Below are 14098 nucleotides of genomic sequence, written 5' to 3' on the forward strand. Positions count from 1 at the left end.
TCACATTGCTTGTTTTCCTTTATAGAAGGGCAACTCAATGAAATGTAGTATCTGTGTAGATACATTTCAAACTTAATTTACAAAAGAAAAAAAGAAAGAGCATTGTTTTTTATTATAGTTTTAATTCTCTACAGAGTAAATTATTTGCTCAAAATCATAGTTTAAAAAACATTAATCAACATAAAACACCAGCATTATGGAATTACACAAAAAGATTTTATTGGGAACATTTATTTCACTGGCTGTAGTATCATGTAATACTACAAATGACAGTGTAGAAGAAAAAAACTCACAGCCACAGCAGACTCTTTCAGGATTACAAGCTGTGCCTCAAGCAGATATTCCTGCAGGTTTTGAAAATACACAAATGTGTAAAGATGTTTACCTTCCCGGACAGGATTATTTTCCCGGAGCAGCATCAAAAGGAGCTGTTATTACCAGTAAAAAATGGCCAAATGGAAGTGTTATCACTGTAAGCCTTAACGGAGGAACTACCAAAGTTCGTAACAAAGTGATGCAATATGCTAATGAATGGTCTCAATATGCCAATATCAAATTCAACTTTATCACTAGTGGAACAGCACAGATCCGTGTTACCTTCACTCCTAACGCAGGTTCTTATTCTTATATAGGAAAAGATGCTCTCAGTATCGCTTCCAATAAAGAAACAATGAACTTCGGCTGGTTTAATGATTCAACAAGTGATAGCGAGTTCAGCAGAACAACGATACATGAATTCGGTCATGCTCTTGGGATGATACACGAACACCAACATCCTTTAGCTGCTATTCCATGGGATAAGCCAAAGGTATATGCTTATTACGCAGGGTATCCAAATTACTGGAGCCAAGCTCAGGTAGATAATAACCTTTTCGCCAAATATTCAACTTCCCAAACACAATATAGTGCTTATGATAAATTATCAATTATGCATTATAGCATCAGCTCAACGTTGACTACAAATGGCTTCAGTGTAGGTAATAACACCGTTTTATCTCCTACAGACAAACAATTCATCGCAACAGTATATCCAAAATAACAAATCTACTTATCTCAATATGAGTCTGCCTTGAGTACTATCAGGGTAGACTCTACTTATTCACTATCGGTATATAACAGAATAATTTTCTATAGACTTCAACGAATTAAATTTTGGAAAAAAGTCTTTTGGATAATTCTACGATACAAAAACGGCAAACATCTAAGATGTTTGCCGTTTTGCTTTCCAATTCATTCAAAATGAATAGAAAAATATCATGCAAAATATGTCTTATTATACCTACCCATTACTTTGTTCTAAAAGGAAGTGCGGGGTTTATCATACTTTGTGATTGACAATTTGTAATTTGAACCTTATATAAATTCCTGTTACTTTCACAGTTGTTATCCGTTTGGGTTACATAATATGTTTGTCCATCTGTAATAGCTGTAGAAAGAGGAAGTGCTAATAAAGAGGTTTCATCTTTATACCATTTAATATCCTGTCCGGAAACTACAATATCTCCTAATGTATTATTAGCCTTTTTACATGCCTTAGCAGTATTTGTAGAAGGTACTGCCGTCTTTCTGTTTATAGTAATTTGCTCCGTAACCGTACAATAGTCAGGAGAGCCTGCTGTAGAATAAGTAACATCAAGCTGATAGGTTCCATAACCATACGGCCGAAGATCAAACTTTGAACCTGAGCCCAATATATCTGTATGATCCGGATCATCAATTTTTGTCCATTTGAGTGTGGTGGATGGATTAGGGAAAAAGCTATCAGCACTTAGCGTATACGAATTGACATTGGCATTATCATATTCATGACAATTCCAATCATTTCCCAGCCCTTCGAAGCTACCAGGATTATAGGGTTCAAAAACAATATTCGTGTTGTTTCCTGCATTGGTAGACTTCTCTCCATAATGCATAGACTGTACAGCATTGATATCTTTAATATTTCCAAAGTCAAAATTTAACGAACCACCTTGAACATCTAAATTAGCTTTTGCTCCTGAAACTGAGCTTAAAAGATAAATGATATAGCATGGATTTCCCGATGCATATAATTTTGAAATAACAGTTTGGGTACTTCCGGCCTCAAATACATAGGATTTCCCTGCACTGAGGGTGAGCTGATCATATTTGTTAAAACCATAAATATAGCCGCCACCTTTAAGTTCGACATTATGAAAACTAAGAGGCTTTAATGCTGTTCCTCCCGGGCCAATCGCGGCACCTGTTGATAATGAGTTTTCAAAAATTACATCATAGTAGCTCTGTCCTGCTGAACCCTGAACCCCGTAAGAAGTACTTGAATTGGTTACCTGAGCTGTAAAATGGATGACAGAGGTTCCTGAGTTTAAAATCGTATTGGATCCCTTTGTATTGAAAGAAGAAATGAAGCTATTAAGGTAAATATGAGAACTGCCAAGATTAACCGTTTTCTGGGAAGAAGTGAACTGAGATGCAAAATCGCCTCCCAAGTCTACCCTAAAACCATTGGTGTTCCATGTTCCGGCATATTGACTTAATTTATATCTGACATTAAAATCATCCAATAAACTGATGGACTGAGTTTCATAAAAATTAACTGTACCAGACCAGGCACTCTCACCAATAACTACTCCATTACTTTTTATCGTTCTATGTTCATTATTATCCTGATAATTTGTAGTATCAACTCCATAGCGCATACCATTCTGCAATTCTGATGAGCCATAAATATTTAATGTATTTGTTCCGGTTGAAGATACAATTGTAGGAGCTACAGCACTTCCTGAAAAGGTTATATTATGACAGTAGGAAATATTGTCAACAGTAATTGTTTTACTTCCTGAAGTAAATCCGGAGCCACCATCAAAAAACACATTATCCCCAGGCCCCGGAACACAATATCCACCAACTCCTCCCGAAGTCTGAGACCAGTGACGTTTATCATTCCAGTTACCCGAGCCTCCTACCCAATAAAGAGTTTGTCCTGTATAAGAAGGAAAACTCCACCCGGAAGTATTTCCATTATTAATAGAATTGGGAGCAATAAAACCGGCACCACCAGATGCTTTAATATCCTTCATAATCACTCCTGATACCTGAACCAAAGATCCGGATGGCATAGATATATTAGCAGCCGAACCCTCATCCATACTTTTAATCGTTGACCATCCTTCGCAGGCCGGAGTATTCAGGGAAAATAATGAATCAATTGTCTGATTCGTATTAGAATCTAAATAAAAGGTCTTAGTGGGAGCCAGAATAAGCTGGTTATAATGATTAAAACCATAAATATAACCACCACCTTTAAGCTCAACATTATGAAAATTAAGTGAAGCTGATGATGTTCCTCCTATACCAATTGCTGTACCCGTTGATAAAGGATTTTCAAAAATCACATCATAATAGGTCTGTCCCGGAGAACCCTGAATTCCATAAGACATACTTGAACTGGTTACCTGAGCTGTAAAATGGATAACGGAAGTTCCTGAGTTTAAAACCGTATTGTTAGCCCTTGTATTAAAAGAAGAAATAATACTATTAAGATAGATATGAGAACTGCCAAGATTAACCGTTTTCTGGAAAGAAGTGGATTTAGATTCAAAATCAGATCCCAAGTCTACCCTAAAACCATTAGTGTTCCATGTTCCCGCATATTGATACAAGACATATCGGACACTAAAATCATCTAATAAACTGATGGACTGAGTTTCATAAAAATTAACTGTACCAGACCAGGCACTCTCACCAATAACTACTCCATTACTTTTTATAGTTCTATGCTCATTGTTATTCTGATAATTTGTGATATCAATTCCATAGCGCATACCACTCTGCCATTCTGATGAGCCATAAATATTTAATGTATTTGTTCCGGTTGAAGATACGATTGTAGGAGCCACAGCACTTCCTGAAAAAGTTATATTATGACAGTAGGAAACATTGTCAACAGTAATTGTTTTACTTCCTGAGGTAAATCCGGAACCGCTATCAAAAAATACATTATCACCAGGCCCCGGAACACAATATCCACCAACTCCACCTGAAGTCTGAGACCAGTGAAGTTTATCATTCCAGTTACCCGAGCCTCCGACCCAATAAAGAGTTTGTCCTGTATAGGAAGGAAAACTCCACCCGGAAGTATTTCCATTATTAATAGAATTGGAAGCAATAAAACCGGCACCACCAGATGCTTTAATATCTTTCATAACCACTCCTGATACCTGAACCAAAGACCCGGATGGCATCGTTATATTCGCAGTAGAATCATCATATATGCTTTTAATTGTTGACCATCCTTCGCAGGCCGGAGTATTCAGGGAAAATAATGAATCAATTATCTGATTCGTGTTAGAGTCCAAATAAAAGGTCTTAGTGGGAGCCAGAATAAGCTGGTTATAATGATTAAAACCATAAATATAGCCACCACCTTTAAGTTCAACATTATGAAAATTAAGAGGCTTTAATAATGTTCCTCCCGGGCCAATTGCTACACCTGTTGATAAAGGGTTTTCAAAAATAACATCATAATAGGTCTGCCCCGCAGAACCCTGAATACCATAAGAAATATTTGAATTGGTTATCTGAGCTGTAAAATGAATAACTGAAGTTCCTGAATTTAAAACCGTATTGCCTGCCTTTGTATTAAAAGAGGAGATAATACCATTAAGATAGATATGAGAGCTGCCAAGATTAATCGCTTTCTGGAAAGAAGTGGGCTGAGATTCAAAATCAGATCCCAAGTCTACCCTAAAACCATTGGTGTTCCAAGTTCCCGCATATTGATACAAATTGGATCTTACATTAAAATTATCCAATAAACTAATGGATTGAGTTTCATAAAAATTAACAACTGCTGCTGAACCGTTATCGCCGGTTACTACTCCGTTACTTTTTATGGTTCTATTTTCATTGTTATTCTGATAATTTGTGTTTATAATTTTATGACTCATCCCGCTCTGCCATTCTGATGAGCCAAAAATATTCAAAGCATTGGTACCCGTTACAGATTCTATTGTAGGAGCTACTTTACTTCCTGAAAAAATAATATTGTGGCAATTGGCAACTACATTTACTGTAACAGTTTTGCTTCCTGAAGTGAATCCGGAATTAACATCAAAAAAAACATTGTCCGTTTTTCCCGGAACTACCGCCGGAAGTATATTTCCTCCTGAAGAAGTTCGCCAATGATTAATATCACTCCAATTTCCTGATCCACCAACCCAATAATAATCAGCAGCATATATATTGCATTCAGCTCCAAATAAAAGGGTAATGGAAGCTAAAATTTTGATAAAATATTTCATTGATATAACAGCAAATTATTTTACAACGAATACAACATTCATATAAGAAGGTTTTGAGGTATCAGCCCCAACAGAAAGCTGATAAGTCAGAATTCCTGCTTCTGAAATGGCTACATTAGTGAAAACAGAAGGATCATACCATGTTACATAGTATTCTAATTGATTATTATTATAGGTATTAATATACCCTGCAGAACCAACACTACTCACCATAGGTGCTTTGAATTGGCTTTTATAATTATTATACAAATCTATTGTTCCAAAACCAGGATCAGAAATATCTGTGCTCACCACTACTGATGGGGAATAAAAGAAGGTGGGTGAATTGCTGTTGATAGGTTCCCATTTATCAGTGTTATTTTTCCAAAACCAATACCCAATACCATAAACATCTTTGGAGACAGCAGTTGACGGACTTGTAGAATACACTAAGGTACCCTGTTTTATATTATCTGAATGTATAGCTTCTATCTGATCACCGCTAAGTAATGGCACTGTAATACCCGCTTTATCTCCTGTAGAATATCCCTCCTGTAAGGTTATATCCAACGTGGCCTTCGGGTTAGCAGTATTAATTCCTACTTGTGCTGCACAAAGCGTAGACATTAAAAATAAGGATCCACAAAAAAGTAGTTCTCGTCGAATCATAGATGTATAATTAATTTATTTAAAATTGCTGCAAAGATACTTGCTTAATTCACTTTTCCGCACTGAATTTTTAACCTGATTAAATTATCTTTCCAAATACCGTAGATTTTGCTCTGTAAGTATTCATGAGATTCTTTATAAATGAAATAAGTATAAGCTTTATAAAGAAATTCGTTTGGTAAAATTTCGTAAGAAGGTGCGTGAAAATTTTACTTGTTGATCATTTGTTTGCGCATTCAAATATATTAACTCCTCTATTTAGACCCTAGCTTCAGCAAAGTTTATATTTACAAAACCAAGCTGCATTTATCCACAAATTGTTCAAACTTTCGATCTCTATTTCGCATGACCGCTCCGTGGCCAAAGCATATAATGGCTGGATTTAGTTGAGCCAACTTCTGAAGCGATTGGATGTTGAGCTGCTGATCAGAGGTGAATATATTGGGTGGAAGCCACAAACCAGTCATTGTAGTAAGCAAGTTCATATTTGTCGCCACATCTCCGATGATCAGTACTCCATCTCTCTCACGGAATAAAGAAATATGACCTCTCGAATGGCCTGGTGTCTCTACAACCCGAAAGTTACCAATCATATCGTTTTCAACAATTGTGCGTTCTACTTTATGTCCCTGCCCTGCCCAAAACTTTTGTTGAAGTTTTGCTATCCAATGTCCTGGATCAGGATAGTCTTTGGTAGCCAGTCCCGTTTCAGTTCTTAAAACTTCTTCAGGATGACAGAGTAAGGGTATTGCAAACTCTGCACATATCTGATCACTACAACCTTGGTGGTCTGCATGAGCATGGGTCAGTATATGTTGATAAACAGGAATTTTCTGAATAGCTTTCTTTACAGTGTTATAAGAACTTCGTATTCCTGAATCTACCAGCACCCCTTCGATAATATAGCAATTGATACTATTTCTTGGCATCAGTGAAATCTGGAACACTTCAGGAGCAATTTGACTTAACATATTTTTTTTATGCAAATCTACCTCGTTCCTCAGGAGCTTCATAAGGACATTTGTCCTATAATACACTAGGTTTATGTATCTGCCCCTTCGCTCGCGTAAGTGATCTTTGTGTGACCCCCAAGTAGGATGCCAAATCCTGAGTCGTTACACGTTGCACCAACATCACTTCGTTAGAAAGAACATGAAGGTATTTATCTACAACTGATTTATTATTATAATTCAGCAGATAATGTTCCTTTTGGATATACTCCTGCTCCATCACCGATTTAATAACATCATTCCAAGCGGTTACCTGGCTAAGCAGATGGTGATAATCCAAATAACTTATCCTATAGATTATACTATCTTCTATAGCTCTGATGCTTCTTCTTGATTTTTCCTGCGCCACAAACTCCTGAAACGAAGTAACAAATTCATTCTCAAACTTGAAGCAGGTTATATTTTCCTTTCCTTCTTTGTCAATCGCATACGCTTTTACAGCACCATTAGCAACAAATCCAATATAGCTGCATACTTCATCTTCACGAATAAAAAAATCACCTTTTTTTAGGCGAATTGATTTGAAGAATTGCAAAGAAAACTTAATTTCCTCAGCCAGTAGTTTCCCATTTGATAATAGATAGTTTTCCAATACATCTGCCATATCGCAACTTTTTTGTCCTTTATATTTTTCTTTGCCTCTATGGGGTATATACCTAATTTAGCACTCAAATCTAATCATTATTGTCTATTCAATACCAATATTTATTGTACTTTAAAAAGTAGATTCTATTTGCAACAGTTTAAAATCTCCTTTACTTTAGCAATAAATAGATGTACAGCGCTACATATTTTAAGTAAACTTCTATTTCAAAGATTCCTATTTAAGTACATAAAAAAACCTCCCGTGTCAATAGGGAGGCAAAAGTTCAAAATGTATTATTAGTTAAATGATGTGGTGTTAAATAAAGTTTTCTCTTCAAAACCTTTCTTAACATTAACAATGAGCATGCCAAGTAGGTCACTGTTTAATGAAATCAACCTTTTTGTGGTATATAAAAAGTTCCCTTAAAAAGAAGGCCTGATTATTATTGAGGAACAACAACTTTTGGCAGTACTGGTAGTTCCTTTTCAGGACAAAGCATTTTCCATGTTAAAGGTATTAATCCTTATAGAAGATTAGGCTCACTAATGGCATAGGAATCCACTATTTCCATTTTCCATGTTTCTATACTCTCAGCTGTTGCACGGTCGGCACGATCAAAGAAGAAATGTTGCTTGATATCGAAACCGCAGTACGTATAGATCCCTGTGTCTGAGGTAAGCTTTAAAGCATTATCCATTCCAATTTCCTGATATTCCGTATTTGATTTTCCATGCGAATTGATAATGTAAGCTGTTTTGCCTGCTAACAATCCTTTTTGTACACCGTTGTCGTACCGATAAGCAAATCCATAGCTAAATACCCGATCAATATATCCTTTCATAATGCCCGGCATACCCGTCCACCATATCGGATAAATAAACGTTACAACTTCAGCCCAGGCAATGTATTCCTGCTCAGTTCTGATAGCTTCGCTAACGACACCTCTGCGTTGCCCGTCAATATCTTCAAGGGATAACACAGGATCGAAATTAAGCTGGTACAAATCCCTGACTACAACCTCATGTTCTTGCTGCAATAGTGTTTCTTCAACCGTTTGTTTAAATTGATGGTTTAAACTTGCCCTATTAGGATGGGCATAAATAATAAGATGTTTCATTTTTTTTGTTTTTAAGTAATTGAATGAAACAAAGGTAGGATGGCGGGAAACAGGAAAATTGTAAGAAAACGAAAAGACTATTTAGCCGAAGCCTGACAAATATCTTGCTGGAATCTTACAAAATTTTTGGGTGAAAGATTGATGAAATGCTTAAAATCGTGGTTAAGCTGGCTTTGGTCATAATACCCACATTCTTCGATAATTTCTAACCAATCCACATTTTTCGATGACAAAAGAACTTGTTCTATTTGTCTGATTGCTTTTACAAAACGCTTGTATCGGCTGACTTCTTTTGCACTATATCCAAAATGCTTTTTATGCATCAATTGTATATTTCTTTCAGTCTGTCCGGTTTCTTCTGCAATCGATTGGATGGGATTGAGTGCGTCGTCATTAAAATTAGCCAGCAAAGCAGCAGTGATATCCTGTAGTTTTAAATAAGGTCTGCAAAAATTGAGAATGCAGTCTACTCTATCCGAAATATTTGTAATACTATTTAATTGATGCCAGAGATAGGTAAAACAATTTTCTTCCATTGCTTCATCAGGATGTATTGGCAGGTGGTCAGAGAGAAACGCTTTACCAAAAAAGCGATAAAAAGCATCACCTTTGAAATTAGCAACTAAGATTTGCGCGCCAGGGGGAAGGATATATTCAAAAGCTGCCTTTATGGGGCCAAGTACAATACACTTTTCGACTTCAATCCCGTTTTCTGCGCTGGAAATCAATCGGGCTTTTGTTCCAAAATTAAAGACCATAATAGTCTGAAAAGATGGCAACAGGGTTTTGGTTATTGAATCTGTTGAATTGTTCTCTGCAAAATAAAAATGAGAAAACACCGTCTCAAATTCGCTGGGAACTGGTAGTCTGTAATGGTGATATGCTGGGGCTTCCGATTTCATTATTTATAGACTAGTAATTTAGGAAAAATACATCAAATTAGAACCCACATCATTAGTCTCTTGCATTTTTACTTTGATTTTATCCTGCTTTTATGAATATATCCTTCTTTTCCTTCTTTAGTTTTTACTAAAAACCAATTTGCATGCGAATCAAGATTAGAACTTTATTTGTTGTATCATTCGTAATTCATTTAGTGTTTATTATTCTTTAATTACTGGGGTGAGTCTGGAACATCATCACTTGATTTTGCCCAACGTATTGGATATCCATTTTTAGTTTCTTTTAAATCGGTACGTTCCATTTTTATCAAGTCACTTTTTATATAATATTTATCTTTCTCTTTGTAGATAACCGCTAAAGGATAATACCCGACTTTCCTATCTACAACAGCCTGATTATTTGCTTAGCGGAGATGCTGTTTTCATTTTAAAATTTAGGGTATTGAAAACAATATCCTAAATAATCAGCATATTAGTAAAATTATCTTTTACTAGTATTATTTTAATAGACAATTATTCCTCCTCATCTTTATATATTTCAATGTTTCCTTCTTTCATGATAAATCTGTGTCCAAAAGGTATTGCTAAATATTTCAAAACATCAGGACGAGCAAAAGCGACATGATAAAAATGCACCATTTTTAATGACTTAATATTGTCATCGTAATCATCTGTAATAAGATACCATCCACTCTCATCATGAGGTGAATCATATCTAATACCTTCAATATCTTTTCCTTCGTACACACCATCCGATATAACAACCGACTGATTAAAGTTTGGGAAAAGAGGTGTAAGGTTGTTCTCCAAACATAATTCCCCTTGTTTTCTAACAACCGAAATTGTCGTATCACAACCTTTATTAAAGCCACTACCATCAGCGTTTGCTTCATACAGCTCATAGCAGTTGTCCTCATCTATTCTAAATTGTAAAAGCCACGAGTAATAACCAATATTTTGGTTTTCAGAAATAATAGGCTTACTATCTACAATATAATCTATAAGGTATTTAATAACTTCAATATAATTTTCAGGTTGATTATTACCGATGACAACTCTTATCTCTTTAGATATATAAGAATATAATTCTTTTGTTTCCACATAAAGATTATCTACCACATTTATTTGAATTCCTTTGTATGTTATCATATACATTTATTTAATTCACTTATTTTATGAAAAATACCTCGGGTTTCATTCCTACAATAATCGCTCTCTGTGTTGAACTACAACACCTACAGTAAGCATAAAATATTTGTTGTTATATTGGATACCATTCAAACAAAAGCCAAGTAGATTGTGAGCCATGCTTGGCAATTAAATTAAAAAATCGTAATAAAATTTATTACCCATATTTACTAAGCTCAGCACCTAAATCTCTCGAAAATTCTGTTAGGCTAACAACAAATCCTGTGTTATCATATACTGGGAAGACATTAATTAGACAACCTTCATTCGCTATAAAATCAATAATTTCATTCTCCAAATCATCCAAGTCTAATGTTTTGACAATATGTTGTTCCCATCCATTTATTTTACATAGTTCAGCATATTCTATAGAACTCCACATTGGAAACAGTTTTTGTTCTTCTAATTCAGATAATACATAATCGCAATTCTTATCTATTAAAGTAAAGAACACTTCTGCATCGGCTACCTTTTTTATAAAATATTTATATCTTTCTAAAGGTTCTAAAACTATTACGCTGTCAATTTCTTTTTGATTCATTATTCATATTGTTCTAATTCGTCTTGTAAATCCGAATAAAGGTCATTTGGAAGAATTACTGTTCCTTTTGCATTTGGTGTTAGAAATACATTAATTGAAGTTTTATCATTAGTCATTCCAGGAATCCATTTTTCTATAAAGTTATCTAATGTTATTACCTCGGGTTTGTAATTTTTCCATTGATTAACAGCACAAAGTGCAGCGAATTCTTTCTCTGGCCATAAAGGCAGTATTCTATTTCCATCATTATCACCAAGCAAAGCCCACCCATCATTTGATAGTCCCCATAATTGTTCAAAATCCACTACTTTTCTGATGAAATAGTCATATCTTTCATCTTCTGACATTTTTAAAATGTTCTCTATTTTTTTATTTGTACCCTCCATATTTATGTTCTAATTTATGTAAATCTGCATCTTGGAACTTGGCATCCTTGTAACTATTACCGTCTTTTGCTCTTTGCTTTCGCGGATGCGCTAACTCAGTTCCTCTTGTTTTTGAGTTTCTTGAATTTCTGGGATTTCTTATGGTTTTTCTATCCCCATTCTTGATATGCCGCAATTCATTTTTAATCCATCCTCGATTAAAACTACTTACTTTAGGATCATTTCCTAGTTCTTTTAGCCTTGCTTGTTTTCCTGATCTTCCTGCCTTCGCTAAAGATTTAACCTCTTCAATAGCTTTTATTGCAGGAGCTTTACCCCCTTGAGCTGTTAGCACTCCTTCCGGCCCTCCAACAACTGCCATTCCTATTGTAGCCAGGTCAAAGGCTCCATTTACAGCTTTCTCTTTTAAAGATTCCTTACGAACTCCGGTTCGTAAAGTTAGTGACCCATTTTCTTCAACTTCGTATCTTCTGTCTATAGCATCATTCGTAAGAACATTAAGCGTTCTCCCAACGCTATTAGACACAGCAGCTCTAATACTATTGACACCACCAACAATAAAATCTGTTAAGTCCATAGGATTATCCGGCAGGCTGGACTTATTTACCTGCTCTGGTTCTAAACCTTCTAACTCCCTGGCATCTACTACTCTGTTTCCACTAAAGGCGTATTGCATGCAATACGCCGATTAAAAATTATAAGCTCTACTCGTTGTTTATAAAATTTATACTTCAAGAATTTTTACCATTTCTTCGTCGCCAATTTGTTTTGCAAAATCTAAAGGGGAAGAGTATCTATAATTGGGTATGATAGAATTAGAGATGTTTAAATCTCCGCCAAACTCAGACCCTTTACTCTACAATCATGTTTTCAATTATCTTAAAAACTTCCTTCTTTTCATTAATAATTTCATGGTCATTTATTCTATCGCTATAGTTCATGCTATTTGTATTTATCATTAAATTCTTCCATTTTGTGATTGTAATGACGGCTATTGGTAAAAGCAACATATTTAATTTCTGAACAGATACTAACATCACCATCCAAAACCTTTGTATATAAGAAAGTGAAATGTTTAACTTTTTTTAGCGGTTTTAACCATGATAAAGACTGCATATCTCCACATCTTGTCAAAATAATTTTCTCTAAATTTTTACAATGTTTTAAATCATCATAATTTGTGAGATTACCACATGAACCTAATATAAATGATTGTAGGTTATCAGAACTCTTTTTAAGTCCATCTAAAGAAGTTAATTTACTGCAATAATGCCCCTCAAAACTTTTCAAGTTTGGAAGAGCCAACCCATCAAAGTTTTGGACATTACTTTCTGTAATTTCAAAACTTTCAAGTGAATCAGGTAGTTTGATGTAAGAAAAAGTTTTTGTTTTTGGTTTAAATTTCCAAATAACTAATTTTTTAAGATTTTTATTTTCTGACAAATCTATTTCGGCATTATACCAATCTATTGAAAGGTCTTCCAATTTTTTAAATCTTGAATAATCTATATTAGGTTTTGATTTTCGATAAATAACTGATAAGGCTTTTAAATTTTTAAGGCTATAAATACCATTGTAATTTATATCATATTTACTTATGTATATTTCTTCAATAAAATCTAATTCTTCTAAAAAATCAAGATTTTCTACTTTCTCCAGTAATTTTTCACTCAATGAAACATATTTTAATTTCTTCTTCTTTATGTATTCAATAGACTTATTTATATCTTCAATGCTATCAGTTAAAAAAGTAAAAATATCTTCTTTTTGAAATCTATCATAAAAAGTGAACCCATCTTTAATTATTTCAGCCATTTTTAATTATTATTATTTAATTTTTTTTGCTCGTCCTGTTCTCTATATTTCTTTCCAGGTGAATCACGTTTGTTATAATTTTTATCGCTCTGATGTCCTTTTTTATCTCCTTCGGCATCTTTATCTAATCTTTCAGACTCCTGTTTAAAGGCTTCCCTATCATTTTCTGCTTTAGTCCATTCTGTGCTTTCTAAAGGATCTTCATTTTGTTTTGCTTTTTCATTGCCAGATTTTTTGGCTCTTTCTCTATCTCCTTTACCATGATATTTTTTACCACTTTTATGGGTATTGGTATAAGAGCCTGTTTCTTTTTCAGTTTTTCCATTTTTAGTTTTACCTCCCTTTGCTTTACTATCTCCTTCACTATTTAGAACTCGGTTGCCAATGGCTATTCCAGTAGTAGAAACTACACTCATTACAGCAATACCATTGTTTATACTACTGCCTACAATTCCCATTATACCGTTGTAGTTATTAATGGCATTTCTTTTTACCTCTTCATAAACGCCAGATCCTCTTGTTACCGATCCTGAGTTTGGTGGTGGAGGTACTACAGCACCAGCTCCGTATGCGGGCAATGGTATCCATTCTAATCCTTCTAATTCTCTTCCATCAACAACTCT

General features: G+C 34.7%; 13 protein-coding genes. 1 reads left to right on the plus strand and 12 read right to left on the minus strand.

Features of this window, described 5'->3' with window-relative positions:
- The first annotated feature begins 196 nt into the window (after nt 1–196).
- Nucleotides 197–1039 (plus strand): M12 family metallopeptidase, encoded by an 843-nt coding sequence (locus GTR01_RS08655; RefSeq protein WP_160137435.1) that lies wholly within the window; start codon nt 197–199, stop codon nt 1037–1039.
- A 247-nt stretch (nt 1040–1286) separates the two neighbouring features.
- Here GTR01_RS08655 and GTR01_RS08660 read toward each other — a convergent pair whose 3' ends face one another.
- The 12 genes from GTR01_RS08660 to GTR01_RS08715 form a co-directional block, all read right to left on the minus strand.
- Nucleotides 1287–5282, minus strand: a complete 3996-nt coding sequence (locus GTR01_RS08660) for a hypothetical protein (protein ID WP_160137436.1) — start codon at nt 5280–5282, stop codon at nt 1287–1289.
- Nucleotides 5283–5297: 15 nt separating this feature from the next.
- A complete protein-coding gene (locus GTR01_RS08665) occupies nt 5298–5888 on the minus strand; it encodes a hypothetical protein (protein WP_160137437.1) in 591 nt (196 codons plus the stop codon).
- 329 nt (nt 5889–6217) lie between these two features.
- On the minus strand, nt 6218–6901 hold the full coding sequence (locus GTR01_RS08670) for an MBL fold metallo-hydrolase (protein WP_160137438.1): 684 nt from the start codon (nt 6899–6901) through the stop codon (nt 6218–6220).
- Between the two features lie 55 nt (nt 6902–6956).
- A complete protein-coding gene (locus tag GTR01_RS08675; protein WP_160137439.1) occupies nt 6957–7544 on the minus strand; it encodes a Crp/Fnr family transcriptional regulator in 588 nt (195 codons plus the stop codon).
- Nucleotides 7545–8049: 505 nt separating this feature from the next.
- On the minus strand, nt 8050–8643 hold the full coding sequence (locus tag GTR01_RS08680; protein WP_160137440.1) for an NAD(P)H-dependent oxidoreductase: 594 nt from the start codon (nt 8641–8643) through the stop codon (nt 8050–8052).
- Nucleotides 8644–8720: 77 nt separating this feature from the next.
- The gene (locus GTR01_RS08685; protein ID WP_160137441.1) at nt 8721–9545 is read right to left on the minus strand and encodes an AraC family transcriptional regulator; all 825 of its coding nucleotides are present in this window, start codon (nt 9543–9545) and stop codon (nt 8721–8723) included.
- Nucleotides 9546–10058: 513 nt separating this feature from the next.
- On the minus strand, nt 10059–10694 hold the full coding sequence (locus GTR01_RS08690) for a hypothetical protein (RefSeq protein ID WP_160137442.1): 636 nt from the start codon (nt 10692–10694) through the stop codon (nt 10059–10061).
- A 196-nt stretch (nt 10695–10890) separates the two neighbouring features.
- Nucleotides 10891–11274, minus strand: a complete 384-nt coding sequence (locus GTR01_RS08695; protein WP_160137443.1) for a DUF2750 domain-containing protein — start codon at nt 11272–11274, stop codon at nt 10891–10893.
- Complete coding sequence (locus tag GTR01_RS08700; protein WP_160137444.1) at nt 11274–11660, minus strand: DUF2750 domain-containing protein; 387 nt, start codon at nt 11658–11660, stop codon at nt 11274–11276. The genes GTR01_RS08695 and GTR01_RS08700 overlap by 1 nt, the downstream gene beginning before the upstream one ends.
- Nucleotides 11644–12336 carry a hypothetical protein gene (locus tag GTR01_RS08705; RefSeq protein WP_160137445.1) on the minus strand — a complete coding sequence of 231 codons (693 nt, stop codon included), beginning with the start codon at nt 12334–12336 and terminating at the stop codon, nt 11644–11646. The genes GTR01_RS08700 and GTR01_RS08705 overlap by 17 nt, the downstream gene beginning before the upstream one ends.
- A gap of 266 nt (nt 12337–12602) precedes the next feature.
- The gene (locus tag GTR01_RS08710) at nt 12603–13475 is read right to left on the minus strand and encodes a hypothetical protein (RefSeq protein ID WP_160137446.1); all 873 of its coding nucleotides are present in this window, start codon (nt 13473–13475) and stop codon (nt 12603–12605) included.
- 2 nt (nt 13476–13477) lie between these two features.
- Nucleotides 13478–14098 (minus strand): hypothetical protein (locus GTR01_RS08715; protein ID WP_228452189.1); only part of this gene is annotated, 621 nt, incomplete at its 5' end.

This window comes from Chryseobacterium sp. c4a (assembly GCF_009900745.1).
Taxonomy (GTDB): Bacteria; Bacteroidota; Bacteroidia; order Flavobacteriales; family Weeksellaceae; genus Chryseobacterium.

Bases quoted from the DNA above. Each gene is read 5' to 3' on its own strand.
- GTR01_RS08670 (WP_160137438.1), bottom strand. From the start codon at position 6,901: ATGTTAAGTCAAATTGCTCCTGAAGTGTTCCAGATTTCACTGATGCCA.
- GTR01_RS08705 (WP_160137445.1), bottom strand. From the start codon at position 12,336: ATGCAATACGCCTTTAGTGGAAACAGAGTAGTAGATGCCAGGGAGTTA.
- GTR01_RS08695 (WP_160137443.1), bottom strand. From the start codon at position 11,274: ATGAATCAAAAAGAAATTGACAGCGTAATAGTTTTAGAACCTTTAGAA.
- GTR01_RS08690 (WP_160137442.1), bottom strand. From the start codon at position 10,694: ATGATAACATACAAAGGAATTCAAATAAATGTGGTAGATAATCTTTAT.
- GTR01_RS08660 (WP_160137436.1), bottom strand. From the start codon at position 5,282: ATGAAATATTTTATCAAAATTTTAGCTTCCATTACCCTTTTATTTGGA.
- GTR01_RS08665 (WP_160137437.1), bottom strand. From the start codon at position 5,888: ATGTCTACGCTTTGTGCAGCACAAGTAGGAATTAATACTGCTAACCCG.
- GTR01_RS08710 (WP_160137446.1), bottom strand. From the start codon at position 13,475: ATGGCTGAAATAATTAAAGATGGGTTCACTTTTTATGATAGATTTCAA.
- GTR01_RS08680 (WP_160137440.1), bottom strand. From the start codon at position 8,643: ATGAAACATCTTATTATTTATGCCCATCCTAATAGGGCAAGTTTAAAC.
- GTR01_RS08700 (WP_160137444.1), bottom strand. From the start codon at position 11,660: ATGGAGGGTACAAATAAAAAAATAGAGAACATTTTAAAAATGTCAGAA.
- GTR01_RS08685 (WP_160137441.1), bottom strand. From the start codon at position 9,545: ATGAAATCGGAAGCCCCAGCATATCACCATTACAGACTACCAGTTCCC.
- GTR01_RS08675 (WP_160137439.1), bottom strand. From the start codon at position 7,544: ATGGCAGATGTATTGGAAAACTATCTATTATCAAATGGGAAACTACTG.
- GTR01_RS08655 (WP_160137435.1), top strand. From the start codon at position 197: ATGGAATTACACAAAAAGATTTTATTGGGAACATTTATTTCACTGGCT.